Annotated in this window: 21 protein-coding genes; 9 read left to right on the top strand and 12 right to left on the bottom strand. The window is 75.1% G+C overall.

The window, feature by feature from the left end:
• Positions 1-216: 216 nt before the first annotated feature.
• The gene (locus ADK60_RS02210; protein WP_053642729.1) at positions 217-654 is read left to right on the top strand and encodes a hypothetical protein; all 438 of its coding nucleotides are present in this window, start codon (positions 217-219) and stop codon (positions 652-654) included.
• Positions 655-815: 161 nt separating this feature from the next.
• Here ADK60_RS02210 and ADK60_RS02205 read toward each other — a convergent pair whose 3' ends face one another.
• From ADK60_RS02205 to ADK60_RS02190, 4 genes are all read right to left on the bottom strand, one after another.
• Positions 816-995, bottom strand: a complete 180-nt coding sequence (locus ADK60_RS02205; RefSeq protein WP_053642727.1) for a hypothetical protein — start codon at positions 993-995, stop codon at positions 816-818.
• Between the two features lie 218 nt (positions 996-1,213).
• A complete protein-coding gene (locus ADK60_RS02200) occupies positions 1,214-4,321 on the bottom strand; it encodes an ATP-binding protein (protein WP_053642725.1) in 3,108 nt (1,035 codons plus the stop codon).
• 156 nt (positions 4,322-4,477) lie between these two features.
• On the bottom strand, positions 4,478-4,933 hold the full coding sequence (locus ADK60_RS02195; protein ID WP_053642724.1) for a serine integrase family protein: 456 nt from the start codon (positions 4,931-4,933) through the stop codon (positions 4,478-4,480).
• Positions 4,934-5,261: 328 nt separating this feature from the next.
• The gene (locus tag ADK60_RS02190; RefSeq protein ID WP_053642720.1) at positions 5,262-6,170 is read right to left on the bottom strand and encodes an aminoglycoside phosphotransferase family protein; all 909 of its coding nucleotides are present in this window, start codon (positions 6,168-6,170) and stop codon (positions 5,262-5,264) included.
• A gap of 188 nt (positions 6,171-6,358) precedes the next feature.
• Between ADK60_RS02190 and ADK60_RS02185 the strand changes: the two genes are divergently transcribed.
• Complete coding sequence (locus ADK60_RS02185; RefSeq protein ID WP_053642719.1) at positions 6,359-7,159, top strand: hypothetical protein; 801 nt, start codon at positions 6,359-6,361, stop codon at positions 7,157-7,159.
• A gap of 109 nt (positions 7,160-7,268) precedes the next feature.
• Here ADK60_RS02185 and ADK60_RS02180 read toward each other — a convergent pair whose 3' ends face one another.
• Complete coding sequence (locus tag ADK60_RS02180) at positions 7,269-7,769, bottom strand: MarR family winged helix-turn-helix transcriptional regulator (protein ID WP_053642717.1); 501 nt, start codon at positions 7,767-7,769, stop codon at positions 7,269-7,271.
• Positions 7,770-7,945: 176 nt separating this feature from the next.
• Between ADK60_RS02180 and ADK60_RS02175 the strand changes: the two genes are divergently transcribed.
• Both ADK60_RS02175 and ADK60_RS02170 read left to right on the top strand, forming a co-directional pair.
• Positions 7,946-8,860 carry a haloalkane dehalogenase gene (locus ADK60_RS02175; RefSeq protein ID WP_053642715.1) on the top strand — a complete coding sequence of 305 codons (915 nt, stop codon included), beginning with the start codon at positions 7,946-7,948 and terminating at the stop codon, positions 8,858-8,860.
• Positions 8,861-9,023: 163 nt separating this feature from the next.
• Positions 9,024-9,611, top strand: a complete 588-nt coding sequence (locus ADK60_RS02170; protein WP_053642713.1) for a lytic polysaccharide monooxygenase — start codon at positions 9,024-9,026, stop codon at positions 9,609-9,611.
• Positions 9,612-9,673: 62 nt separating this feature from the next.
• Here the strand turns inward: ADK60_RS02170 and ADK60_RS02165 are convergent, their stop codons facing one another.
• A complete protein-coding gene (locus tag ADK60_RS02165) occupies positions 9,674-10,102 on the bottom strand; it encodes a cold-shock protein (protein ID WP_053642711.1) in 429 nt (142 codons plus the stop codon).
• A gap of 468 nt (positions 10,103-10,570) precedes the next feature.
• Positions 10,571-11,311 (bottom strand): SDR family oxidoreductase, encoded by a 741-nt coding sequence (locus ADK60_RS02160; protein ID WP_053642743.1) that lies wholly within the window; start codon positions 11,309-11,311, stop codon positions 10,571-10,573.
• Between the two features lie 178 nt (positions 11,312-11,489).
• Here ADK60_RS02160 and ADK60_RS02155 point away from each other — a divergent pair, with 178 nt between their 5' ends.
• The 4 genes from ADK60_RS02155 (at position 11,490) to ADK60_RS02140 (ending at position 18,074) form a co-directional block, all read left to right on the top strand.
• On the top strand, positions 11,490-12,296 hold the full coding sequence (locus ADK60_RS02155) for a LysR family transcriptional regulator (protein ID WP_053642709.1): 807 nt from the start codon (positions 11,490-11,492) through the stop codon (positions 12,294-12,296).
• Between the two features lie 583 nt (positions 12,297-12,879).
• The gene (locus ADK60_RS02150; protein ID WP_053642707.1) at positions 12,880-14,007 is read left to right on the top strand and encodes a nucleotide disphospho-sugar-binding domain-containing protein; all 1,128 of its coding nucleotides are present in this window, start codon (positions 12,880-12,882) and stop codon (positions 14,005-14,007) included.
• 367 nt (positions 14,008-14,374) lie between these two features.
• Entirely contained in the window at positions 14,375-16,420 is a 2,046-nt protein-coding gene (locus ADK60_RS02145) for a hypothetical protein (RefSeq protein ID WP_053642706.1), read from the top strand.
• Positions 16,421-16,541: 121 nt separating this feature from the next.
• The gene (locus ADK60_RS02140) at positions 16,542-18,074 is read left to right on the top strand and encodes a hypothetical protein (RefSeq protein WP_045944861.1); all 1,533 of its coding nucleotides are present in this window, start codon (positions 16,542-16,544) and stop codon (positions 18,072-18,074) included.
• A gap of 5 nt (positions 18,075-18,079) precedes the next feature.
• Here ADK60_RS02140 and ADK60_RS02135 read toward each other — a convergent pair whose 3' ends face one another.
• The 3 genes from ADK60_RS02135 to ADK60_RS02125 are packed head-to-tail and all read right to left on the bottom strand — an operon-like array spanning position 18,080 to position 21,842.
• On the bottom strand, positions 18,080-19,537 hold the full coding sequence (locus ADK60_RS02135; protein WP_053642704.1) for a sensor histidine kinase: 1,458 nt from the start codon (positions 19,535-19,537) through the stop codon (positions 18,080-18,082).
• Positions 19,537-20,238 carry a response regulator transcription factor gene (locus ADK60_RS02130; protein WP_053642702.1) on the bottom strand — a complete coding sequence of 234 codons (702 nt, stop codon included), beginning with the start codon at positions 20,236-20,238 and terminating at the stop codon, positions 19,537-19,539. The genes ADK60_RS02135 and ADK60_RS02130 overlap by 1 nt, the downstream gene beginning before the upstream one ends.
• A gap of 59 nt (positions 20,239-20,297) precedes the next feature.
• Entirely contained in the window at positions 20,298-21,842 is a 1,545-nt protein-coding gene (locus ADK60_RS02125) for an alpha/beta fold hydrolase (protein WP_107094470.1), read from the bottom strand.
• Between the two features lie 302 nt (positions 21,843-22,144).
• On the opposite strand from ADK60_RS02125, the gene ADK60_RS02120 reads away from it, so the two are divergent.
• A complete protein-coding gene (locus ADK60_RS02120; protein WP_053642700.1) occupies positions 22,145-23,467 on the top strand; it encodes a UDP-glucose dehydrogenase family protein in 1,323 nt (440 codons plus the stop codon).
• Positions 23,468-23,598: 131 nt separating this feature from the next.
• Here the strand turns inward: ADK60_RS02120 and ADK60_RS02115 are convergent, their stop codons facing one another.
• Both ADK60_RS02115 and ADK60_RS02110 read right to left on the bottom strand, forming a co-directional pair.
• Positions 23,599-24,288 carry a polysaccharide deacetylase family protein gene (locus ADK60_RS02115; protein WP_199839573.1) on the bottom strand — a complete coding sequence of 230 codons (690 nt, stop codon included), beginning with the start codon at positions 24,286-24,288 and terminating at the stop codon, positions 23,599-23,601.
• A gap of 172 nt (positions 24,289-24,460) precedes the next feature.
• Positions 24,461-24,901, bottom strand: coding sequence for an FAD/NAD(P)-binding protein (locus tag ADK60_RS02110; RefSeq protein WP_159400261.1), 441 nt, complete (start codon positions 24,899-24,901; stop codon positions 24,461-24,463).
• Between the last annotated feature and the right edge of the window lie 64 nt (positions 24,902-24,965).

The raw sequence follows: 24,965 nt of genomic DNA, 5'->3' as shown, positions 1-24,965 counted from the left end.
CCGGAGGGCCGGTCGGGCGGCCGTTGGGCAGAGCGGTCGCCCGACCGGCCGGACCGATGCAATTCAGTCATTGAAAGGCTGAAATCAGCAATTGGCTTCAAAGAGAAGGCTGGACGTAAATCCTCCGCTTGAATCGATGGCAGTATGTGAGGTGTGAAGCATGAAATGTCACATGGCTTCACTCTGTCGCCCCTACCCACGAACGGGAAACGCCCGATGAATCGCCCTCTCGCCGTCCTCGCCACCAGCGCCGCCCTGACCCTCGCCGGTGCGCTCCCCGGCACGGCGCTCGCCGCCCACGCGGCCGCCTCCCCGAGCGTCCCGGGGACCTGCGCCACCAGCTACCGGGGCGTGGTGGTCAACGAGATCTGCGCCATCGTCAGCGGCGACCAGGTGACCTTCCACGGCCGGACCACCCCGACCAACGTCTCCTGGACCCCGCGTCCGGTGCCGTTCCGCCTCACCGCCAAGGTCGTCGGTGGCGCGGAGATCGGCACCATCACGCCGACCGTCAACGTCAGCTGGTCCGCCACTCCGGTCGGCCGGATCTCCGGCACCCTGCCGTGCGGCTCCACCGCCGAGGCCACCCTCGAGACCACCGAGTGGGGCTGGCCGCCGGCCGCCGTCACCCTCTCCGTCACGGCGTCCTGCTGATCCCCCGCAGACACGTCCGCACGGCAAAGGGCCCTGCCTGGTCGGCCAGGCAGGGCCCGTTTCCTTCGGTGCGTCAGCCGTTCAGGGCCGCTGTCGGCCCGCCCGGCGCTCGCTCCCCCCGATTCCCGACCGGGAACCGCCCACACGGTCCCGGTCGGTGCTCAGTGCGCCCAGTGGGGCCCGGGGCCGGACCGGCTGAGCCGGGCCAGACGGACCAGGGCGACCGGGTGGTGCCCGGCCTTGCGGGGGGAGGGGGAGAGCCGGACCGTGGCCCCGGCCTCGGCCGGGCCGTTCGTCGCCGGTCCGGCGGTCGCGCTCGGCGCGTGGTGACGTGCACTCATCACTCTGGATCCCTCCTGGTCGGGGAGCGGCTGCCCCGCTCGCTCGCCAATGTCCACCAGGGAACCGGCCCGGACCGGCCGGATCAATGCGGGCGACTACCTATCGGCCCGCGGGAACGCTGGGGGCGCCGGCCGCGGGGCACCCACGGGGACGTGCGGGTCACCGGCGAGGGCCCGCTGTGCCCGGCCGCGACCGGCCCCGCGCACCACCACCCCGGTCACCCGCCGCCCTCGCCCGCCGCGTCCTCGGCGTCCGCCCGGGCCAGCGCCTGCGCCGTCCCGGCCCGGCCGGTGCCCAGCTTGGCCAGCACGTTCGCCACATGATGCTCCACCGTGCGCGGCGACAGGAAGAGGGCCTGGGCGATGTCCTGGTTGCCCGTCCCCTGCGCCAGCAGCTCCGCCACCTGCCGCTCGCGCGGCGACAGCCGCTTGCCGTAGCCCCGGCGGCCCGGTGAGCCGATCCCGCCGAGATCGAGGTCCCGGCGCAGCTTCCGGCAGCGGGCGGTGTCCGTGGTGGCCCCCAGCTCCAGGTAGACCCGCTCGGCGGCGGCCATCCGCTCCGCCGCCCGCGCCCGGTCGCGCGCGGCCAGCGCGGCGGCGATCCGCTCGTCGGCCCGCGCCGCCTCGTACGGCCGCCCGATGTCCTGCCAGTGGTCCCTGGCCCGGGTGAACGCCTCCGCCGCCTCCGGATCGCCGTCCGCGTCCAGCAGCAGTCCCCGGGCGAGGTGCAGTGCCGCCGTCACCGCCGGCGCGCCCCGGTCGGTGAGGGACTCCGTCGCCTCCTCGGTGACCTCCCCGGCCTCGGCCCGCCCGCCCGTCGCCAGCAGGGCCTCGACGGCGACCGGCAGCAGCTCGGCGGTGCGCGCCCAGGCGTCGGCCTGCCGGGCCGTGGCCAGCGCCGGCCCCACCGTGCCGGCCGCCCCGGCGGTGTCGCCCTCCAGCAGCTGGAGGCCGCCGAGCCCGGCGGCCGCCCGCAGCGCCACCGTCACCTGCGACTCCCGCTGGCCGAAGCGGGCGGCGATCTCGAACTCCTCCCGGGCCAGCGCCAGTCGGCCCCGCCCCGCCGCGAGCCGCCCGAACAGCAGCGAGCGCTCGGCACCGGCCATCGCCAGGTCGTCGAACTCCGCGCCCAGCCGGGCGAACCGGGGCTCCACCAGGTCCCAGCGCCCGGCCAGCATGTCGAGCCGGATCAGCGCGAGCCGGCTGTAGCACTCCAGGTACGGAATGCCCGTCAGCCGGGCCAGCCGGCGGCTCTCCTCCAGCAGGTTCGCGGACCGGCGGTCGTAGCCCAGCTCGATCGCGATCTCGCCCGCGTTGTACAGCGCCCGGGTGGTCTGCCGCATCACCTCGGGGCGCTCGGAGTCGCGCGGCAGCTCGTCCAGCCGGTCCCAGACCGCCGGATCGCCGTCCCGGGCCTGGAAGGTGAGCGAGGTGGCCCGCACCGCCGCGGACACGTCCTCGTCCGGGTTGGCCGCCAGCAGGCCCTCCGCCCGCGCGAGCCACTCCCCGGACCGGCGGCCGGCGCCGTCGCGCTCGTCCATGGCGATCGCCACCATGGCCCGGGCCGCCCGCACGGGGCGCTCCTCCAACTCCTCCAGGGACTCCCGGATCCGGTCGAAGCCGGCCCGGTTGCCGCTGTGCACCGCCATCAGAAAGCCGAGCGCGAGCCGGATCTCGCCCCGGTCGGCGACCGGCAGCCGGGGGTCGGCGACCATGCCGCTCAGCACCTGCACGCTGGCCGCCGGGTCGACGTCGTCGGCCGCGAGCCGGGCCAGCGCCAGGGCCGCCCGGCCGCGGCGGCGCGGGTCGAGGTCGGGCTCGTCGAGCAGGCCGCGCAGCATCCGCCGGGCATCGCCCGGGTCGCCGAGGGCGGCCGCCTGGTCGGCGGCGGCCTGGGCGAGGTCCTGCCAGGCCGGGCGGTCGCCCATGGCCAGGGTGTGCTCGGCAATCCGGGCGAGCGGCCGGGGCTCCCTGGTCCCCAGCGCGGCCACGGCCCGCTGGTGCAGGACCCGGCGCCGGGGCCCGGCGACCCGCCCGTGGGCGACCTGCCGGGCCGCCGGGGAGCGGAAGGCGTAGCGGTCGGGCGCGGTCTCCCGCAGGACGGCCGCGTGCAGCGCCTCGGTCAGGCCGTCGGCCCCGGCCTCGGCGTCCAGCCCGGCGACGGCGGTCAGCAGCTCCTCGTCGGCGGGTACCCCGAGGACGGCGGCCGCCGCCACGACGGCCGCCCCGTCGCCGCCCAGGCGGGCGAGCCGCTCGGTCACCGCGTCGCGCAGTCCGCGCGGGACCTCGGCGCGGGCCAGGACGGCCGCCAGGTCGCCGGTGGCCGCACGGCCGACGGGCCCGCCGGTGCGTTCGGTGGTCGATCGGTCTGCGGTCGACCGGTCGGCAGTCGGCCGGCCGGGGGAGGCGGGAGCGCGTTCGGTCAGGGTGCGTTCGGCCAGGGCCCGCAGGTCCTCCTCGACGGCCAGCGGCAGTCCCTGGCTGCGCTCGTGCAGGACCCGCGCGAGTTCGGGGGTCGCCGCCGGGCCCAGCACCGACCGGGCCAGCTCCGCGACCTCCCGCTCGGCCAGGGGCTCCAGCCGCTCCAGCCGGACCGGCGCGCCGACGGCCCCGTGCCCCTCGCCGGCCCCGTGCCCGCCGGTCCGGGCGGGCGCCGGGCGGAAGGCCGCCCCGGGCGCCGGGGCGCCGGGCGGCAGGTCCTCGGGACGGTAGGTGACCACCAGGGCGAGCCGCGGCGGCAGGTCACGGGCCAGCCGGACCAGCAGGTCGAGGGTCGCGTCGTCGGCCCACTGGAGGTCCTCGACCACCAGTACCGGGGCGTCGAGCGCGGCGAGCAGCGCCCGCACCCCCTGGGCGAGCAGCCGGCGCGCGGACAGGAGCGTCCCGCCGTCCGGCGGCGCGTCCGGCAGCTGGTCGGCGAGGTCGGGCAGCACCAGGCGCAGCGCCCCGGTGCTGGGCGGCAGCTCGGCGGGCGGGGGCAGCAGGGCGGCGGCGTCCCGCAGGGCGTCGACCACCGGCCCGAACGGCTCCGGTTCGCGCAGCGGGTGGCACCGGCCGAGCAGCACCGGGCGGCGGGGGGAGGTGCCACCGGGAGCCGGGGGCGTCCCGTCCTGCGTGGTCGTCCCGCTCCCGGACATCCCGTCCAGGGCCCGGACGGCCTCGGCGACCAGCCGCGACTTGCCGCTGCCCGCCTCGCCCTCGACGAGCAGGACGGCCGGGGGCCGGGCGAGCGCGTCGGTCAGCCGGGCGAGTTCACCGACCCGACCCACGAAGGCGGCCCCCGGGGCTCCCTCCTCCGGCGCGGTCGGCGGCAACGGCCGGTTCATCGGCGCCGCGCCGGGCCGCGACCGGCGCGGCCGTCGACACCCCGGCGCGGGGCGGATCCAGTCTGAGCGGGCATACCCCTATGATGCCCGCGCCCGGCGGGGCGGCATCGGGCGGGGCGGTCGGCGCTCCCGTCGGGCAGCGGCCCGCGGCCTCGTTCACACCGCCTGGTACGCGGTCGGGTCCTCGCCCGGGGCGGGACGGCGCGGGCGGCCCGGGCCGAAGCCGGGGACGGCCGACAGCCGCGGCACCCCGACCGGCCGGACGACCCGCCCCGGCGCCTCGATCACCTCGCAGCCCGCCCGGGTGAACCGCCGCACGGTCTCCGCCGCCGCCCGGTCGTCGAGCGCGAACACGAACGGGCCCGGGACCAGCACCACGTCCACCCAGCGGCGCTCGGCCGCCACCAGCAGGTTCTCCAGCGCCGGCAGCGGCCCACGGGTGCTGAGCCCGTGGTCGGTGTACACGTCCGGCGTCGGCAGCCCGAACCGGTCGGCCAGCTGCTCCATGGCGGTCCACATGTAGTCGGCCTCCCGCGCGTCGTAGGGCCGGCACCGCAGGTACATCGCGGCCCGCCGCATCGTCGGACGTGCCGGTCGGTGGAGGTCGTGCATGCCGTTCACCTGGCTCTGGTCACTGTGCGTGTGGGGGAGGACGGCACCGGGCAGCGGGTGGGGGAGGGGCTGGGCCGGGGCGACGCCCGGCGGCCACCGGGCCGATACCCAGCGGACTCCCGGAATGGTGCGGGGATCAATGGGGGCCACTACCCATTGCTGGGCGGGGCCGCGAGTACGGCCCCCACCGAGTCCCGGACGCCGGTGTCCGTCGGTCTCCGAGCCGTGCGGTTGCCGGGTGGGTCGGGAACGGTTTCGGACGCCGATCCCGAACGAGTCGGCCCCGTGCGGGACCAGCGCTCGCGGTGAGGCCCCGGCCGGGTCCGGTTCACCGTTCGTCGGCGGATTCCAGGATCGCGCGCAGACGCGACAGGCACTCGCCGACGAAGCGGGGGTAGGTGCGCCAGTAGTACGACACCCCGCTGACCGCGACGGCGAGGGCCCATGCCCGGGCACGCGACCACGTCACCTCGTCGAGGCTCATGGCCTCCCAGTACGCCTGTCGGGCCCCGGGCGGAAGATCCCACAGCGGGGCGTGCTCGGCGTCGGGGAAGCCGACCGAGAGGCATCCGAAGTCGATGACCGCGCGCAGCTTCCCCTGCCGGACCAGAAGGTTGGAGGGTTTGAGATCGCCGTGGAGCCATACCTGGGGGCCGGACGGCTCGGGCAGGGCGAGCGCGCTCTGCCACAGGTGCCGCAGCCGCTCGAGGTCGAGGTCGAGGCCCTCGATCGTTCCGCAGTCGTCGAAGCATTCGCCGACCCACTGGTCACAAGCGCGCAAGCCACCTCCGCGGTACCAGCTGAGTTCGCCCTGCCGAGCGGCCCCCATCAGGGGGACGGCGTGCAGGCTCTGCACGATCACGGCCAGATCGGCCCCGAAGGCGGGCCAATCGCCGACCGATCCAGGGCCGGCCTCATCGCCGTCGATCCACCGGTACACCGACCAGGCCAGTGGAAAGGCCGCGCCCGGAGTGCCGCGGTGCACCGGCTCCGGGATGCGACAGGGAAGATGCGGCGCCAACTTCGGCAGCCACGTCTGCTCCTTCCGTACGGCCTCCGCGTTGTCCGGGGTGCGCGGCAGCCGCATGAGCAGCCGGTCGCCGAGCCGGTACATCCTGTTGTCCGTACCCGCACCGGCCGGGGATATGGGGAGCTCGGCCCACTCCGGTCGCTGCTCCCGCAGCAGCGACCGGGCCGCCGCCTCGTCCACACGGATCTCGTTCTCATGAAGTGTCACGGTGAGAGGGTCCTGCCCGGGCCTCGCCGCCGCCAGTGATTTTCCGGCGGCGATCGAACCGCAGGGCGTCTTCGAGGGCAGCGACCAGGTATTCGAGCCGGCCGCCGCGCCCGGTGTTTGGGTACGAGGCGGGCGGGGAACGGGAGTTCGACGATGCGCCGAAGCAACCGACCGAAGGGCCAGGACCGTTGACTCCTCCGCCGCCGGGGCGGGTCGATCCCGACCTGGCCGACCGCCTGACCGACGCGGTACTGCTCTCCGGGCTGCCGGTCGCCTTCGGCGAGGAGGGGCCCGGTGTGCGGATCCGCCCGGCCCGGCCCGCCGACGACGCCGACCGGTGCGCGGGCGCGGCGGCGCTCGACTGGCTGCCGTCCCCCCGGCTGACCGGCGCCGCCGCGATGGCCGAACCGGGGCAGCCGGCCGGTCCGGCCCGTGAGGTGGTCGGGACGGCCATGGTGAACGCGCTCGCCGAGTTCCTGCCCGCGTTCGGACTGGAGGCCGGCCGGGACGGCTCCGGTCGGGAGCTGAGGGTGGGCCCGCCGGCCTTCCCGTCCGCCGGGCTCCGCGTCCCGCCCGGGGTCCTGGCCGCCCGGCCCGCCGGGCCGACTCCGGCCGAACTCGGAGTCCCCGCCGCCCTGTTGGACGCGCTCCGGCGCAGCGCCGCGCTCGCCGGCCTGCCGCTCGCCGCCCGCCTCGGCGGCACCGGCATCACCCTGGCCCCGTGCCCGCCGGCCGAGGACCTGGGCGAGGACCCGGCCGAGGACGGTGCGGCGGACATCGGTTGGAACCCCTCCCGCCGACTCGCCGACCTCGCCGACAGCGACCGTCCGGAGGCACCCGCCGCCGCCACCGCCCGCGCGGCGGTCGACGCCGCGATGCGCCACGCACTCGGCACGGCCCTGCGCGCCTGCGGCACCGAACTGCGCTGGCTCCACGCCGTCCACCGCCTGCGCGCCTACGGCGAGTCCGTCCCGACGATCCGCCGCTGACCGTCCGGCCGGCGAACGATCCGGCCGCCGGTAGGGCCGCCCGCTCGCCGATCCGGGCCGCGCGCCCGGCACGTCCGTTCCGGTGCGGTAGCGCGCCGGAACGGACCGGTCAGTCGGCTTCGGCTTCGGCCTCCGTCGCGGGCGCGTCGGCCGTCGCGGTGGCGGCGGTCCGCTCGTGGTGGTCCAGGAGGCGGGTCAGCAGCTCCGTCAGGCGGGCGCGGTCGTCGGCGTCGAGGGGGGCGAGCAGGGCGTCCTGGGCCGCGTCGACGATGGTGTCGAGCCGCCGGAGGTGGGCGCGTCCCTCGGTGGTCACCGTGATGACGTTGCGTCGGCGGTCGGCCGGGTCGGGCGTGCGCTCGACCAGGCCGCGTTCGGCGAGTTCGTTGACGACCGCGACCATGTCGCTGCGGTAGATGCCGGTGCGGCGGCTGAGGTCCGACTGGCTGGCCGGGCCGCCCTCGGTGAGCGCGGTGAGGGCGGCGAAGTGCCATTTGCGGGCGCCCTCTGCCGCCAGGCCGTCGTGCACCAGGCGGTCGGCGTGCAGGGCGTTGACGGCCAGCAGCCGGCTGGGCAGGCTGCGGACGCGGGCCGGGGCGGCGTGGTCGGTCATGGCGCCCGGGGAGTGGCGGGGCGTCTCGTGGTTCTTCACGTCAGGCAGTCTAGCCGTTGTGTTAGTCGCCCTAACGATATACGGTCATGGACATCGAACCGTTAGTGTGACTAACGGAATGGGTGGGGGCCCCGCGTGCCCCGCCCCTGCCCGGCTCCACGAGAGGAACCGTCCCGATGCTCACCGTCCCCGTGATCGACTCCCATCTGGCCTATCTGGACACCGGTGCCGACAACCCCGCCGCCGAGGCGGGCGGCCCGCCCGTGGTGCTCCTGCACGGCAACCCCACCTCCTCCCACCTGTGGCGCAAGGTCGTCCCGCAGCTGGCCGACCGGTCCCGGGTGCTCGCGCCCGACCTGATCGGCATGGGTGCCTCCGGCAAGCCGGCCGTCGACTACGGCTTCGACGACCAGGCCCGCTACCTGGACGCCTGGTTCGAGGCGCTCGGCCTGGACCGGGTCGTCCTGGTGGGCCACGACTGGGGCGGCGTCCTGGCCCTCGACCGGGCGGCCCGGTATCCGGACCGGGTGGCCGGGGTCGTCCTGCTGGAGACCTTCCTCAAGCCGCTGGCCGCCGAGGAGTTGCCGCCGCCGGCCCGGGCGCGCGCCGAGGCGTTCCGTACGCCCGGTGTCGGCGAGGAGCTGGTGCTGGAGCAGAACATCTTCATCGAGACGGCCTTCAAGGGAGGGGTGCTCCACCCGCTGGACGAGGACGAAGTCCGGCCCTACCGCGAGCCGTTCCCGACGCCGGAGAGCCGCCGACCCATGCTGGCCTGGTCCCGGATGACGCCGATCGACGGCGAACCGGCCGAGGTGGTCGCCCGGGTGGAGGCGTACGGCGGTTGGCTGGCCGGCAGCCCGGAGGTGCCGAAGCTGCTGCTGACCTTCGACTCCTCGCCGACCCTGCTGGTCGGGGAGACCGTGGTCGCCTGGGCGCGCGAGCACATCGCCGCGCTCACCGTCGAACACTGCGGCCCGGCCGGGCACCACGCCCCCGAGGACCGGCCGGAGGCCGTCGGTCGGGCGATCGCCGGGTGGCTCGAACGGCACCGCCTCACGAACCCCAATGCACGTGTGGTGCAAGGGGATTGATTGCTCATTGGTCGAGTGGTCCAGACCATTGACGAGGGGCTGCGCGCTGCCTACGGTATGGGCATTCACCTGGCGCAGGCATGCCAAGATCCCCTTGGTCGGCGCACCCCCACGCGCGCGTCCTGGGCCGGGCGCACTCTCCATCCCCCCACGGAGGAGCATCATGCGCAAACGCCTTGCCGTCGGCGCGGCCCTGGCCGCCGTCGCCGTCCCGCTCGCGATGGCCGTCCCGGCCAGTTCGCACGGATTCATCAACCTGCCGCCGAGCCGCTCGGCCCTGTGCGGTGCGGGTGTCGTCAAGAACTGCGGCGACATCCAGTGGGAGCCGCAGAGCGTCGAGGGCCCGAAGGGCTTCCCGACCCGCGGCCCCGCGGACGGCACCATCTGCGCGGGGGCGGACGCCCGTTGGGCCCCGCTCGACAACCCGCGCAACGGCACCTGGCCCACCACCAAGGTGACGGCCGGCGGTCAGCAGACCTTCACCTGGGAGATCGAGGCCCGGCACTCGACCACGAGCTTCCGGTACTTCCTGACCAAGCCCGGCTACGACCCGACCCAGAAGATCACCCGGGCGAGCCTCGACCTCACACCGTTCCTGACGGTCCCCTACAACGGCCGTCAGCCCGCCGCCACGACCACCCACACCGGGACCCTCCCCACGGGCCGCACCGGGCACCACGTGGTCGTCGCGGTCTGGGACGTCGCGGACACGTCGAACGCGTTCTACTCCTGCACCGACGTGCTCTTCTGAACGGAAGAAGCAGGACCCGCGCCCCGGGACCGGTCGACGGCCCCGGGGCGCGGGTGCGCCGCTCAGCCCTCGGTCCAGCCGTGGCCCTTGGCGCACCGGAGCATCGCCTCGCGCACCTTGAGCACCTGCTCGCCGGTCAGCGACGGCGCGTGCGTCAGCAGCAACTCGGTCACCTCCACCACGAATTCGGCGGAGGTGAGGACATCGCACTCCGTGTCGTCGTCGTCGGCCGCGGACCGCGGGACGAGGGAGACCGGACCGGCCGCCCCGGCCGGACGCGCGAGCGCGCCCTTGGGAAGCCGCACCGACGAGGCCTTGAGCCCGCGGTCGCCCTCCTCCATCTCGAACTCGACCACCAGGCCCGAGTGCACCACGGACTCCGGCATCAACATGTCGTTGACGTGCAGGAAGACATCCTCCCCGCCGTGGTCCGGAGCGATGAACCCGTAACCCCGCACGCTGTCGTAACGCACCACACGACCGGTGACCACTCGTACCCCCAAAAAGACAACCCGGGCCCCCTGCCCGACACCTGACGTAGAGGATAGACGACCGGCCACCCGGAACGGGAGCGGACCGGGCTGTTGTGGAACCGTCCGGGCCGCCGCCGAACCGAACCGAACCACCCCGGAGCGGGACCGTCCCGCGGCCGTCACCGGAGCAGACCCGCCACCGGCACCAGCAGGGCGCGCCGCCGCTGCGCCGCCGTCCACCGTTCCCTGTCCGCGGCTGTCAACCCGGCCCCCTTCCGCCCGAGTTCCCCCGGGGCCCCGTGGCGGCGGACGCCCCCCCGGACGTCCGCCGCGACGAGTGTCACGTGCTGCCGCCCGCCGTGCCCACCCCGCCACCGCTCCCGGGCCGGGCCCGGGTCGGAACGGTGACACGGCCGCGACATCGTCACCCGCTCGCGACACCACCACCGGAGGTCCGCCGGGGCGCGCGGCACCGTCGTCGCAGCTCTACCAGGGCACGACCTCGCCCAGGTGGTCGACGAAGTGGAGGCCGCCCGCCCCGCGGTGGCGTTCGACGGTCTCCACCACCCCCGGCACGCTCTCCTCCACGCTCAACTCGGCCTCCGGGCCACCGAGTCCGGTGCGTACCCAGCCCGGGTCGACCAGAAGCAGGGTCCGGCTGTCGTCGGCGTGCCGGGCGGCCTCGCAGCGCATCAGCTGGTTGAGCGCGGACTTGCTGGCCCGGTAGAGGTCCTGCCCGCCCTCGGTGTTGTGCGCGATGCTGCCCTGGTCGGAGGACATGACGCCGATGGTGCCGGTCGGCGCGACCAGCGGGCGGAGGGCGTCGACGACGCGCAGCGGGCTCAGCGCGTTGGTGACCATGACCTCGGTGAACATCTCCGTCGGCACCTCGCCGATCGGCAGGTCGCCCCGGGTGATGGCGGCGTTGACGAAGAGCAGGTCGAGAGTGCGCCCGGCCAGCCGGTCGCGGAGCGCCGCGATCGCGGCCGGATCGGTCATCTCCAGCGACTCGACGGTCAGCCGGCTGTCGGCGGTGTCCAACAGCTCGTGCAGCGCGGTGGGCCGGTCGCCGCGCACGGTGCCGATGACGTTCCAGCCCCGGCGGAGGTACTCGGCGGCGATCCCGAGGCCGAGGGTCCGGGAGGCGCCGACGACGAGGGCGGTCCTGCGGGTGTCGGTCGTGCGGGTGTCGGTCGTGCGGGTTTCGGTCGTGCGGGTCTCGTTCATGGGGGTGTTGTTCACAAGGGTCCTGGTTCGACGAGGGCCGGACGGCACCGGTACGGGGAGCGGGACGGTGTCCCGGGGCGCCCCGCGCCGAGGGGCGCCGGGCGGTCACGGTACGAGTCTCCGAGGACCGCGAGCCGGGCGTCCAATACCCTTTGGGCCGCATTGATACCGTACGGGCATGGATCTGGACCTGCGCAAGCTCCGCTACTTCGTCGCGGTGGCCGAGCACCGGCACTTCGGCCGGGCGGCCGCCGCACTGTTCATCGCCCAGCCCGTGCTCAGCCGTCAGATCCGGGCGTTCGAACAGGAGCTGGGCTGCGCGCTGTTCACCCGGACCACCCGCAGCGTCGAACTGACCGCCGCCGGGCACCGGTTGTACGAGGAGGCGCCCGGGATCACCGCCGCGGTGGCGGGCACCGTGCGCCGGGTGCGGGAGGCGGGCAGCCCGGGGCGCCGGCTCGTGGTGGGCTTCTCGGCGGGTCTGCACGTCGCGGAGGCGATCCGGGCCTTCACCGCGTGCCACCCGGACGTGGTGGTCGACGTGCTCCCGCTGCCCTGGGTCGAGCGGGACGGGCCGCTGCGGGACGGCCGGGCGCACGTCGGGTTCCTGCGGCGCCCGTTCGACGACTCGGGGCTGCACACCGTCCCGGTCGGCCACGAGACCAAGGTCGCCTGCCTGCCGGCGGGCCACCCGCTGGCAGGGCGGCGGACGCTGGTGCTGGCGGACCTGGACGGCGAGCCGGTCGTCACCCGGCGGACGGCCTCGTTGGAGGAGAAGTTCGAGCTGATCGCCTCGGGCCAGGGCGTCGCCCTGGTGCCGTTGAGCGTTATGCGCGCGTACGCCCGTCCCGGCCTGGTCCATCTCCCGGTCAGCGACCACCCGCCGGTCGGGACCTGCCTGGCGGCGCCGGAGGGCCACGGGCCGGGACCGGTCGCGGACTTCCTGGAGACCGCGGCCGAGGTGCTCGGCGCGCCGGGGTCCTGATCCGGCCATCGCCCGAATTCCGTGCGCGGACGGCCGGTTCGTCGTAGCATCGACGCCGGAACGCGCGAAAGCACAGCCCGGTCGGTAGTCCGGGCGCCGTCGGCCCCCGGCCGACGGCCAGTCATTCCCTCCCAGGGTGTCCGGTGCGTTCCTCCCGGTGCGCGATCACGCACGGGACGCGGCACCACCACGGGGGGAAGCAGCATGCCGAGGACGTTCGCCGCCCGGCCACCGGAGACCGCGCCCGCGGACCGGCCGTGCCGTGCCCACGCCGAGCGCCCCGCTGCCGAGCACCGTCCCGCCGCGGACCGTTTCCAGGAGAGACGGGCCCCGGCCCGGACGCGTACGGGCAGATAGCCCGTCCCTTCCGGGCGTCCCGCGCCCTTCGCGGCCCGACGGCGACGCCCCGCGCCGAGCAGCCGGCCGCTTCTCCGCCCGTCCACCCGTCCGGACATCGGAACGTCCGATTGTCGATCCTTCGTGGAAAGAGATCTGACCGTTCGTCAGTTGACGGTTGCGGGAGACGGATCGGTCCGTACGCGATCCGTGGCACGACCCAATCGAGAACGATCAGGAGATCACTGTGCGCATACTCTTCACCGGCCCGGCCGCGCCGAGCCACCTCTTCCCGATGGTGCCGACCGCCCAGGCCCTGCGGGCCGCCGGCCACGAGGTGCTGTTCGCGAGTCCCAGCCCCTACGACCAGCTCCGGCAGGCCGGCTTCCCGATCGTCGCGATCGGCGACGGGCGGCCGCTGCGGGAGTCCTTCGAGGCGACCTCCAACGGCCAGGTCAGCTACGCCCAGCCGGGCCTGACCCAGGAGGAGATCCTGGAGATGGCCGCGGCCGCCTTCGCCCACGCCTCGCGCTCCACGGTGGAGGACCTGCTCGCGGTCGCCGAGGCCTGGGGCGCCGATCTGCTCGTCCACGACTCCTGCCTGGCCTCCGCCCAACTGGTCGCGGCCCGGCTCGGCATCCCGGCGGCGCTGCAGAACTTCGGCATCATCTCCGGCCTCGACCTGGCCGCCCGGCTGGCCACCCACTTCACCGACGTCTACGAGAAGCACGGTGTGGCCGGCCCCGCGCCGACCACGCCGCTGAACATCGTCCCGGCCTCGCTCGGCGGCGACCCGGGCGGTCTGCGGATGCGCTACCTCCCGTACAACGGAGGCGGTGCGGTCCCGGCGGAGCTGCTGGAGCGGGGCCACCGGCCCAGGGTCGCGGTCACCCTGGGCACCGTCATCACCGGTCTCGACGGCGTGTCGGCGATCGCCCGGCTGGTCGAGTCCGCCGGCGCGGTCGATGCCGAGTTCCTGCTCGCCGTCGGCGACGCCGACCTCGGCAAGCTGGGCACCCTGCCGGACAACGTCCGCCCGCTGCCCTGGGTGCCGCTCGCGGAGCTGCTGCGGGTCTGCGACGCGGTGGTGCACCACGGCGGGTCCGGCAGTACCCTCACCGGACTCCAGGCCGGCGTGCCCCAGCTCCTGCTGCCCCAGGGTGCCGACAACTTCGCGGTGGCCGACGCCCTGACCGCCGCGGGGGCCGCCCTGAGCTCCAGCTCCGACGCCGTCGACACCGCCCTGCTCACCCGGCTCGTCGCCGACCCGGCCCTGCGCGAGGGCGCCGCGCGCCTGCGGGCCGAGAACGAGGCCCTGCCGACCCCGGCGGCCCTCGTCCCCGAGATCGAGGCCCTCGTCACCGGCCACCGGTGACCGGTCCGAAGGTCCCTCGGGGCAGCTGAGGGAGAGCCGCGCTCCGTCCCCGGTGGAGGTGCCGCCCCGCACCCCCACCGGGGACGGGACGGCCGCAGCCCGGCCGCGGTCAGTGCGTCCACCGCCCTGCCCCGTACCCCCACGGCGCCGGAGGGACCGTCCGTCGCGCCGGATTCGCCGCCCGCCGCCAAGGGGCTTGCGCGCAGGGCGGGCTGACGATCACTCGGATCCGCGCCGATCCGGAACCGCGTTGTTGGTGGTATCCCTGCACAGGACGGGTGCGGTCGCCTATCCTCCAGGCGCACGGCGAGGTACGGCCTCGCCGGACGGCTGGGGGGTCGCGGTGGTTCTGCACGGGCGTGCAGCGGTGTTCGAGACGGTCGTACCTTCGCTCGTCGGCCTGGAGGTGACCGGTGAGGAACCGGGCGTCAGGACGCGGCGACTGCCCGTCCCGAACGGCACCCCCCTGGTGGTCGAGTGCTCGGGCGGGCGGCTCAGCGGGCGCACCGCCCTCCTGGCCGGCCTGGACGCGCGGTACGCCGCCCACCTGCGCCGGGCGTCGGCGGACCTGGGCCGGGCCGACCTCGGCCGGGCCGACGTCGCCCTGGCCGCCGACGACGAGGACCCGACCCGGCGCAACGCCTCGCACGTCTCGGACCTGCTGTTCCACCTGCGCCACGAGCTGAGCCGCCGCCCCGGCGACTTCGGCGGGAGCATCGCCTTCCCCCGCCTCACCCAGGGCCTGCTGGCGGTGACCTCCTGGCAGGCCGTCGGCGCCGGTGAGTCGGAGGCGGCCGCCGGGCGGCTGGAGAGCCTGCTCCGGGAGAGCGTTCCCGCCGGGCCCGCCCGGCGGGCGCGGGTGGCCCAGTGGATGCGGCAGGCCGTCCCCGGCCCGGCCGCGGCGGCGGGCCCCGGAGCCGTGGCGAACGCGCTCGTCGCCGGCCTGGTCGACCTCGTCACCCCCGAGCTGCTCGGCCCCTCCGCCCACCGCCACGGGCTGCGCTGGTGGGCCGTCCGCGAGGTCGCCGGCCCGGGCACCGACCACGTCCAGCTGTCCGAGCTGGCCCGGCGCTTCCGCGGCGACCCGGACGACCGGGAGGCCGCGGAGCGCCACCTGATGGCCGCGTTCCTGGCGGACATCGACAGCCACTACACCTGGTCGCGCCGGATGAACCGGCTGCCGCGCCCGCTGCTGCTCCTCGACAACGCCCACACCCGGCTCGGCCGGCCGGTACTGCGCACACTGCTCCAGGTCTGGCACGAGGAACCGGCCGGGACGCGGCCGGGCGTGATCACCACCGTCCTGGCCGGGGAGCCGTCCGGCACCGACCCCGACGACACCGCACCGTCGACGCGCCGCGCCGCGGGCCCGTTCTGGCGCCAGGACCGCCCCGGAACGGCGGCCGGCTGGACGGTGCGGCTGCCGCTGGCCGGACTCGGGCTGGAGGAGGTCACCCTGATGTTCGGCACCGAGCACCCCCCGTCCGGCACCGCCCGGGTGGTCCACCGCCTCAGCGCCGGCCGGGCCGGGATCGCCCACGCCCTGGTGGAGGCCGCCCGGAGGGCGATCCGCCAGGGCGACAGCGCGGAGCCGCGCTGGCTGCTCGACCTCCCCGCCCACGACGCGCCCGCGCGGACGGTCCACGAGCAACTGCTCCGGGTCCTGGTCCCCGGGGAGCGCGACCGTGAGCGGCTCATGTTCTACGGCCCGGCCCTCGACGACGGGGCCGCCGACCTGCTCGGCGCCTACTACCCGCGGACCGACCGCAGCCCGCTGGACGTCCAGGAGGCCAGGCGACTGCTCGAACGCAACCACTGGGCCGGCGCCGCGCACCAGGCCCGCGACGCCCCGTTCGTCCAGGACCGCACCCTGCGCGCCCTGCTCGGCCACCGGCTGGCCGTCCAGCTGGCCGGGGAGCCCGACATGCAGACCTGGCGGCACCTGCACGGCACCGTGCGCGCGCGGTACGCGCCGAACGGCGCCGGGCTGCCCGACCAGGCCCTGTACCACGCGCTCGCCGTGCACGACACCGGAGTCGTCGTCCGCACCCTGCACCAGCGACTGGCCGGGCGGAGCGCCGCCGACTGGCTCGCCTCGGTCAACCTGATCTGCTCCGCGCCGCACCCGCCGGAGCCCGTGCCGGTCGCCGCCGGGACGAACGAGCAGTGCCAGGCCTGCCAGCACGGCGACCTCGCCGTGCACCAGGCGATCGACCTCCTGGTGCGCAACCTGTGGGTGCAGTCGCACCCGCTCTCGGCGCCCACCGCGGCGCTGATCGACAGCATCCGGCTCCAGTTGCTCACCCTGGCCCAGTACACCGGGGCGGCCGACCAGGCGGTGTTCTTCCAGGCGCACGAGACCTGGCCCGGACGGCTGCGCCGCTGGCACCAGGCGCCCGACCTGCCGATCTGACCCCACCCCGGCCCCGACCACTCCGGTCCGGTCCGGTCCGGTCCGGTCCGACCCGACCTGTCCTGCCCTGTTCTGTTCTGTCCCGCCCTGCCCCGCTCCCGACCTTAGGAGACGCCCGACCGTGAAACCGTCCCTGCCCCAAGGGCCTCTGAACCGCGCGCTGGTGATCCTGCTGGCGGTCGCCGTGCTCGGCACCGCCGGCTACTTCGGCTACGGCGTCTGGGCGGACGACAGCTGCGCCACCGGTGTGACGAAGGTCGGGAACGAGTGCGTCGGCGTCACCGACGGCTCGTACGTCTTCAACGACGACCTGGGGCGGGTGACCGCGCGCATCAAGGAGGAGAACGACAGCGTGGCCGGAAAGAACCCGGTCACCGTCGCCCTGATGATCCCGCTGATCTCCGACCAGCAGGCCGAACGGCGCGAGATGGTCGAGCAGGTCCAGGGCGCCTACCTCGCCCAGTACCGGGCCAACCGCGAGAGCGGGAAGCAGCCGCCGGTCCGCCTGGTCCTCGCCAACCCCGGCCGGGAGTACGGGCAGTGGCAGCGCGTCGCGGACCAGCTGGTCCGGTCCGCGACCGACGGCAAGGAGAACCTGCGGGCCGTCACCGGCATCAACATCAGCATCGCCAACAGCGAGGCCGCCGTGCGCTACCTCACGGCGGACAAGCACATCCCGGTGGTCGCCGGCCCGATGACCGCCGACGACATCGCCAACAGCGCCGCCGACCCGCGCCACTACCCCGGACTGGCCCGGATCGCCCCCAGCAACAGCGACCAGGCGGGCGCCCTCGCCGCCTACGGGGCGGGCATCAAGCCGGCCGAGACCCTGGTGGTCGAGGACACCCGGGAGAACGACAACTACCTCGCCACCCTGCGGGCCACCTTCGCCAAACTCACCAAGGGCGCGCCCAACGCCCCGGAGACCTTCGAGTCCCCCAAGGACTTCACCCAGGAGGGCAACCTCGGCAACGTCTTCGCCCAGATGGTGCCCGACATCTGCAGCTCCGCCGCGTCCACCCTGTTCTTCGCCGGCCGTCCGGTGCAACTGCGGCTGTTCCTGGTCGCGCTGGGCGACCGGAAGTGCAACAAGCACTACACCGTCATCACCGGCTCGCACGCCTCCACCCTGATGATCGACCAGAAGTTCGAGCACAGCTGGGACGCGCTCACCAAGAGTTCGGGCATCACGGTGCGCTACACGGCGCTCGCCCACCCCGACAGCTGGGGCGAGGCGAGCACCGAGGGCCCCGGCGGCTCCAAGGGCCCGACCGCCGACCTCGCCGCCCTGCTGCGGGCGGACGACACCAAGCAGCCCGAGCGGATCGGGCCCGCCGACCGCCGCGACGGCCGGATCATCATCACCTACGACGCGGTGACCACCGCCGTCGCGGGCATCCGCAAGGACGTCGGCGGGTCCGTGGCCATGCCCTCGCTCGACGACGTCACCCAGAGCTGGCGCCGGCTCCACGGCGGCAACCGGGTGGACGGGGCCAGCGGCTGGATCTGCCTCGACCAGTACGGCAACCCGCACAACAAGGCCGTCCCGATCGTCCACCTCGACCCGGCCGTCCGCGGCGCCGTCCTGGACACCGTCGCCTGGCCGCTCGGCCACGCCCCCGACGGCAACTGCTCCATCGGCGCCGAGGGCTGACGACCCTACTGACCGCGGCGCGGGGCGGGGACGGCACGGGGGAGGGTGAAGCCGACCTCCGCGCCGCCCGCCGGGCCGGTGCCCGCGAACACGGTGCCGCGGTCGGCGGTGACGAGGTCGTGGACGATGGCGAGCCCCAGCCCGGAACCCGGCGTCGACTGGGTGCCCGCGCCCCGGTAGAAGCGGTCGAAGACGGCGTCCCGCTCGTCGGGCCCGATCCCCGGCCCGAGGTCGCGCACCACCAGCCGCACGTACGGCACCCCCGGCCGGGCCCGGCCGCGGGCCCCGCCCCGGCCCGGGTCGGGGTCCGCCGTCTCGACCAGCACCGTGACGGGGGTGTCCCCGGGGCTGAACTTGACCGCGTTGGCCAGCAGGTTGTCGATGCAGCGGTGCAGCGCGCGCGGCCGGGCGAGCACGACCGCGGCCCCGTCCCGGTCCGGTGCGGCACCCTCCGCGACGCCGGTGACACCGGTGCCCGGTCCGGCGCCCGCTGCAACGTTGGTGACCACGGTGATGACGCGCCCGGTGCGTTGCCGGAAGCGGTCCGCGCAGTCCTCGGCCGCCGCCGCCAGGTCCAGCGGCACCGGGTCCTCGTCGGCCTGCCGGTCGGTGGCGAGCTCGACCAGCTCGCGCACCAACTCGTCGAGCGCGACGCTCTCCGCGACCAGGGTGCCGAGGATCTGCTCCTCGTCCTCGGGCGCCAGCCGGCCCCGGGCCCGCTGCAACAGCTCCGCGCTCCCGCGCACCGAGGTGAGCGGGGTGCGCAGCTCGTGGCTGGCGTTCTGCACCAGCCGCTGCTGCGCCTCCCGGGAGCGGCGCAGCGCGTCGAGCATCACCTCGAAGGCGAGGGTCAGCCGGCCCACCTCGTCGCGCCCGGCGGCCGGGAGCGCGGTGCCGAGGTCCTGGGTCGCGCTGATCCGCTCGGCGGCGCGGGCCAGCCGGCGCATCGGACGCAGGATCCGGCCGATCAGCAGCCAGCTGAGCGCGGCGCAGGCGGCGGCCGAGCCCGCCGTCGTCCAGCTGATCCGCCCGAGGAACTCCCGGTCCATCCGCTCGGCGTCCGCGTAGTCCTGACTGACGACCAGTGCCCCGTGGCCCTCGCCGCGCCCCTGGACCAGCACCCCGAATGTGCGGTCGCCGACCGTGCTCTCGGCCGTCAGCCGGCCCTCCCCGGACCGTGCCACGGCGAGGGCGCCCGGGGGGACCGGCAGGGCCGAGCGGCCGGGGGAGAGCGGCCGGACCGTGCCGTCGGGGAGGAGCAGCTGCTCGGCGGTGTCGGGCCGCTCGGCGGGGACCCGCCCGGCGTCGAGGACGGCGGCGACGGCGTCCGCCCGGTCGACCAGCGCCCGGTCGAACTGGTCGGCGACCAGCCCGGTGACGCCGCGGTAGGAGCTGACGACGGAGACGAGGATGGCCAGCAGGGTGGCGGCCACCACCACGAGGGTGATCCTGGTGCGCAGCACTACGCGGCCCGCACGAGGTAGCCGACGTTGCGGACGGTGTGGATCAGCCGGGGTTCGCCGCCCTCCTCGCTCTTGCGGCGCAGGTAGCCGATGTAGACATCGAGCGAGCGCGAGTCGGTGTCGAAGTCGTAGCCCCAGATCCGCTCGTAGATCTGCGGGCGGGTGAGCACCGCGCCCTGGTTGCGCAGCAGCAGTTCCAGCAGGTCGAACTCGGTCTTGGTGAGGTCGAGGAGCCGGTTGCCGCGGTGGGCGCGGCGCGCGGCGGTGTCCAGCGCGAGGTCCTGGCAGGCCAGCACACCCGGATCGGCGGGCGGGGCGGAGCGCCGGAGCAGGGCGCGTATCCGGGCCAGCAGCTCCTCGGTGGCGAAGGGCTTGGCCAGGTAGTCGTCCGCCCCGGCGTCCAGCCCGGCGACCCGGTCGCCGAGCTGGTGCCGGGCGGTGAGCACCAGGACCGGCAGCCGGTCGCCGCGGCGGCGCAGCATCCGGCACAGGGCCAGCCCGTCCAGCCGGGGCATCACCACGTCCACCACGGCGAGGTCGGGACGGTGCCGCTCCAGCAGCTCCAGGGCGTCCTGCCCGTCGGTGGCGGTCAGGACCCGGTAGCCCTCGAAGCGCAGCAACTGGTCGAGGGTGGTGCGGACACCGGGGTCGTCCTCGACGACGAGCACGGTGCGGCCGTGGGTGGCGGTGGCATCTGTCATGGCGTCATTCTCGCTGGTCGCGGGGGACGGTCCGGGTACGGAGGGGTGCCCGGCCGGTGTCAGTGACGCACCGGGGAGACGGCGATCGGTGGCACGGCGGCCGTGCAGGAGGTGTCGCCCGGCTGCCCGGTGCGGACGAAGGAGTCGACGATCCCGAGCGTGCAGTGCGTGGACTCCAGCTCCGCCACATGCCCGGCATTGGGCACCGTGACGACGGTCGAGCGCCGGAACCGGTCGGCCGCCCGACGGGTGGCGCTCTCCGGGGTGTTGGAGTCGAGGTCGCCGGCGAACAGCAGCACCGGCACGTCCGGCTGCGCGGCGTCCACCGGCTGGGGGCGGGCGGTGCCGGTGCGCGGCCACCGGATGCAGGCATCGGCGCCGTCGGTCTGCCCCTCGGTGAAGCCCTTGACGCTGAACGCCCCGAACCGGCCCGGGTCGGCCGCCGACAGCGCGGCCCGGTACTCGCGCCAGCGCTCCGGCAGCGCCGAGTCGACCGACCACGCCCGCGGGTAGTCGTTGCACACCACGGCCAGGAAGGACGCCTGGTCCTCCCGGCCGGCCGCCCGGTAGTCGGCGTCGACCAGGGCCCGCAGCGTGCGGTCGTCGCCGTTGGCCGCGCCGTGCAGCGCAGCCGGCAGCTCACCGAGCAGCGAGCGCTCGGCCGGGCTCTCCCCGGCGCCGCGACTCGCCGCCTCGTACAGCAGATTGGCGAGCTTGTCCTCCGTGAAGCGCAGCGTCCGGGTCGTACCCGCGGCCTCGACCCGCAGGGTGAACGGCCGCTCGCGCAGCCTCCCGGCCACGGTGCGCAGGTCCTCGACGGCGGTGTCCCCGTCACAGGCGGCGCTGCGCTCGCAGACCCGCTTCAGCGCCAGCGACACCGCCTCGGCACTCGGCCGGGCCAGCGGGTCCACGTTGAGCGGGTAGGCCCCGGACAGCACCATCGAGTCGACCCGCCCGGGGTGCCGGCTCGCGTACACCGGCATCAGATAGGTCCCGTAGGAGAGCCCATAGGGGACGAGCGAGGCGGCGCCGATCCGCGCCCGCACGGCGTCGAGGTCGTCGGCCGTCGCCGCGCTCGTGTACCCCTCGGCCCGGGGGCCCAGCGCGGCCGCGCAACGGGCCACCGCATCGCGCTGCCCCGCACGGTCCGCGAACCGGTACTCGGCGTCGGTGACCCCGCACGGGATCCGCCCGGAACGCCCGGTCCCGCGCGGGTCGACCAGCAGCACGTCATGGCTGCCGAGCACACCGTCGAGCCCGGCGGCGAAAGCCCCGGCCCGCTCGATCGCCGTCTCCCCGGGCCCGCCGGGATTGACCGCGACCGTCCCCCGGGCCGGCCCCGCGTCACGGTGCCGCAGCACCGCGTACGCCACGGCGACACTGCCCAGCCACGGCTTGCCGCTCACCACCGGCCGGTTGACGGTGCCGCAGTCCACCCGCAGCCCCTCCACCTCGGGGCACCACGCAGCCCTGCCCGGCCGCACCCCCTGCTGCGCCGCAACCGCCGCCCCGGCGGGCAGCACCGACATCAGCACCGCCGCCGCCCCGGCCACCGCCCCGACCCGCCGCAGGGTGCCCGCGGTGGTGTTCCCGTTCCTCGTCATGGTGGTGTTCCTTCCGTCCTGTCGTTCTCCGGTGGTGAGGACGACACTGCCGGGCCCCGGTCAGGGGCCCGGCAGAGCGACGGCAAAGGCGTGTAAGAAGTAGCCGGGGCCCGCGTCCCGGCGGCGCCCGGGTGGGAATCGGCGGCAGCGGTCAGGGACGCTGTTCGGCGCCTGACGGTCGGATGCCCATACGTATGGGGAGGGGATCGAACTGTGTTCCGCCGAGGGCGAGTTCACTTCGCGATAGCGTAGGGTAGCGCTCCGGGTACGGTGCGCTACCCAAGCGGAAAAGGATCCCTTCCATGCGTGTTTCCGTGATCGGTTGCGGCCACCTCGGCATCCCGCACGCGGCAGCGATGGCCGAACTCGGGCACGAGGTCATCGGTGTGGACGTCGACGGGGCCAAGGTCGACCGCCTCAACGCCGGCGAATGCCCGATCTACGAGACCGGCCTGCCCGAGCTGCTGGCCGGTCACACCGTCACCGGCCGCCTGCGCTTCACCACGGACATCGCCGAAGCCGCGGAGTTCGCGGACCTGCACTTCGTGGGCGTCGGCACTCCGATCGACGCCGACGGCCGCTCCTACGACACCGGGCAGGTCTTCGGCGCCATCCGCCAACTCGCCCCGCACCTGAAGCGATCCTGCACGATCGTCGGGAAGTCCACGGTCACCGTGGGCACTACCCTCAAGGTCACCGAACTCGCCCACCGCCTGGCCCCGGCCGGAGACCTGGTCGAGGTTGTCTGGAATCCCGAGTTCCTGCGCGAGGGCCACGCCGTCGAGGACACCCTGCGCCCGGACCGCCTCATCGCCGGTGTCACCAGTGCGGAGGGCGAGAAGGCGATCCGCACCGTCTACGCCGGCATTCTCGACGCCGGGGTCCCCCTGTTCGTCTGCGACCCGCAGACCGCCGAGCTCGCCAAGGGCGCCGCGAACACCTACCTCGGCCTCAAGATCTCCTTCATCAACGGCGTTGCCGACATGTGCGACGCCGCCGGCGCCGACATCTCCAGGATCGTGGACATTCTGGGCATCGACCCGCGCATCGGTGCCGCCGGCATGCGACCCGGCATCGGATACGGCGGAGGCTGCCTCCCCAAGGACATCCGCGCCTTCACCGCCTCCGCCCGCCAGCTCGGTGCCGACCGGGCAGCCGCCCTGCTGCTCGCCGCCGAGCACATCAACGACAGCCGCGTCGACACCGCGATGGCCCTCGTCACCGGCGCCCTGGGCCGGCGGCCGGTCAAGGGCTCGCGGGTCACCGTGCTGGGCGCGGCCTTCAAGCCCGGCACCAACGACGTCCGCGAATCCCCGGCCCTCGCCCTCGCGCAGGCACTGGAACAGGCCGGAGCCGTCGTCACGGTGCACGACCCGCAGGCGGTCCCCACCGCCGTGCAGCGAAACCCCGAACTCGACTACACCGACGACCTGTCCGCAGCCCTCGACGGCGCCGACATCACCGTCCTGGCCACCGAGTGGCCCGAGTACCGGCAGGCGAACCCGCAAGACCTCGTCGGCCACCCCGCCACCCCGGTGCTCGTCGACTGCCGTACCACCCTGGACCCCGACCCCTGGCGCGGGGCGGGCTGGACCGTCCACCAGATCGGGCGCCCCGGCAAGTAGCCGACTGCGGCACACCCCAGGGCCCGGAGGCGCCGCCAGGACCTCCGGGCCCCGGCCCCGTTCGGGCTGCACGAGCAGGCGGGAGCAACGGCAGGCAAGAACTCGCGCCGCCGGGGACCGGGCGGCGGCGGTCAGCGGCAGGGGAGGACGGCGAAGGTGTAGCCGCGGGCCTTGAGGGTGCGGAGGATGGCGGGCAGGGCGGCCACGGTCTGGCTGCGGTCGCCGCCGCCGTCGTGCATCAGGACGACGGCGCCGGGGGTGACCCGGTCCAGGACCCGGCGTTCGATCGCGGCCCGTCCGGGGCGGGCCCAGTCCTGCGGGTCGACGCTCCACAGCTGGATGGTCTTGCCGAGTCGCGCCGCGCCGGAGCGGACGGCGCTGTTCACCGCGCCGTACGGGGGCCGAAGGCAGCTCGGCGTGGTCCCGGTCCGGGCCCGGATGCGGGCGTCGGTGGCCGTCACCTGGGAGTCGAAGGAGGACTTGGAGAGGGAGCGCAGGTCGGGGTGGGACCAGCTGTGGTTCTGCACGCTGTGGCCCTGGTCGTGCACCCGGCGGGTGACCTCGGGGTACGCGGCGACGTTCTGGCCGATCTCGAAGAAGGTGGCCCGTGCCCCGTACTGGGCCAGCAGCGCCAGGACCTGAGGGGTGTACCGAGGGCTCGGTCCGTCGTCGAAGGTGAGGTAGACGACCTTGGCCGGGGCCGCCTGGGCGGGTGCGGCGGGCAGGGCGACCACGGCGGTGGCGGCCGCCACCAGGGTGCCGATCGCGAGGCGGGCGGCGCGGCGCCCCCGGGGCCGGCCCGCCGCTCGGGGCGAAGCCACTGAGGTCACTGAGGTCACTCGGGTCGAGGTCACGGGTGCTCCCAACGGCCGCGGAACCGGAACGAACCCGGTGCCCGCCCCCCTCCCCGGCCCTCCGTCCAATGTAGCGGGCCGCCTCCGCGCCGTCCCGGGCCGGGACGGCGCGGAGGTCGGTCTTCGGCCAGGCCCGGCGTCAGTCCGCGCCGGCGAGGATGTCCCCGGCGACCTCCCCGGCCTGGGCACGGATCTCGGGGATGGCGGTGCTCTCCAGCAGGCTGCCCCGGCGCAGCGCGCCGAGCGTCCACAGCGGCGCGGGCGGGGAGCCGTCGGCGGGTCGCACCCGGCCGAGGGCGTCGGTGCGGAAGCCCTGGCCGAGGTCGTCGGGTTCGGCCAGTCCGGCGCCGAGCAGCACGGCCACCAGCGGGTCGGGCACCCGGCGGACGTCGGTCTGCGGGCCGGTGCAGTTGAGCACCGCGCCGACAGTCAGGGCGCGGCCGTCGCGCAGCCGGACCCGGACGCCGTCGCCGGTGGGGGCCGCGTCGGCGAGTTCGCCCGGTCCCACCGTGATCCACCCCTCGGCCACGGCCGCCGCGAAGGCCCGGATGCTCCTATAGACGTCAAGTTGCGGGAGCAAGGTCGGTTTGCGTGATTTGTTCGGTTGGTGTGCTGGTGAGCACGCGGTAGACCTCGCGAGCGAC

Origin of the sequence: Streptomyces sp. XY431 (assembly GCF_001279805.1) — a bacterium.
Taxonomy (GTDB): Bacteria; Actinomycetota; Actinomycetes; order Streptomycetales; family Streptomycetaceae; genus Kitasatospora; species Kitasatospora purpeofusca.
This window is presented reverse-complemented; position numbering and strand designations above follow the sequence as displayed.

Excerpts from the sequence above, each read along its gene's own strand:
- ADK60_RS02200 (WP_053642725.1), bottom strand. The coding sequence starts at position 4,321 with ATGAACCGGCCGTTGCCGCCGACCGCGCCGGAGGAGGGAGCCCCGGGG.
- ADK60_RS02210 (WP_053642729.1), top strand. The coding sequence starts at position 217 with ATGAATCGCCCTCTCGCCGTCCTCGCCACCAGCGCCGCCCTGACCCTC.
- ADK60_RS02125 (WP_107094470.1), bottom strand. The coding sequence starts at position 21,842 with ATGACGAGGAACGGGAACACCACCGCGGGCACCCTGCGGCGGGTCGGG.
- ADK60_RS02155 (WP_053642709.1), top strand. The coding sequence starts at position 11,490 with ATGGATCTGGACCTGCGCAAGCTCCGCTACTTCGTCGCGGTGGCCGAG.
- ADK60_RS02175 (WP_053642715.1), top strand. The coding sequence starts at position 7,946 with ATGCTCACCGTCCCCGTGATCGACTCCCATCTGGCCTATCTGGACACC.
- ADK60_RS02130 (WP_053642702.1), bottom strand. The coding sequence starts at position 20,238 with ATGACAGATGCCACCGCCACCCACGGCCGCACCGTGCTCGTCGTCGAG.
- ADK60_RS02195 (WP_053642724.1), bottom strand. The coding sequence starts at position 4,933 with ATGCACGACCTCCACCGACCGGCACGTCCGACGATGCGGCGGGCCGCG.
- ADK60_RS02170 (WP_053642713.1), top strand. The coding sequence starts at position 9,024 with ATGCGCAAACGCCTTGCCGTCGGCGCGGCCCTGGCCGCCGTCGCCGTC.
- ADK60_RS02205 (WP_053642727.1), bottom strand. The coding sequence starts at position 995 with ATGAGTGCACGTCACCACGCGCCGAGCGCGACCGCCGGACCGGCGACG.
- ADK60_RS02180 (WP_053642717.1), bottom strand. The coding sequence starts at position 7,769 with ATGACCGACCACGCCGCCCCGGCCCGCGTCCGCAGCCTGCCCAGCCGG.
- ADK60_RS02120 (WP_053642700.1), top strand. The coding sequence starts at position 22,145 with ATGCGTGTTTCCGTGATCGGTTGCGGCCACCTCGGCATCCCGCACGCG.
- ADK60_RS02160 (WP_053642743.1), bottom strand. The coding sequence starts at position 11,311 with ATGAACGAGACCCGCACGACCGAAACCCGCACGACCGACACCCGCACG.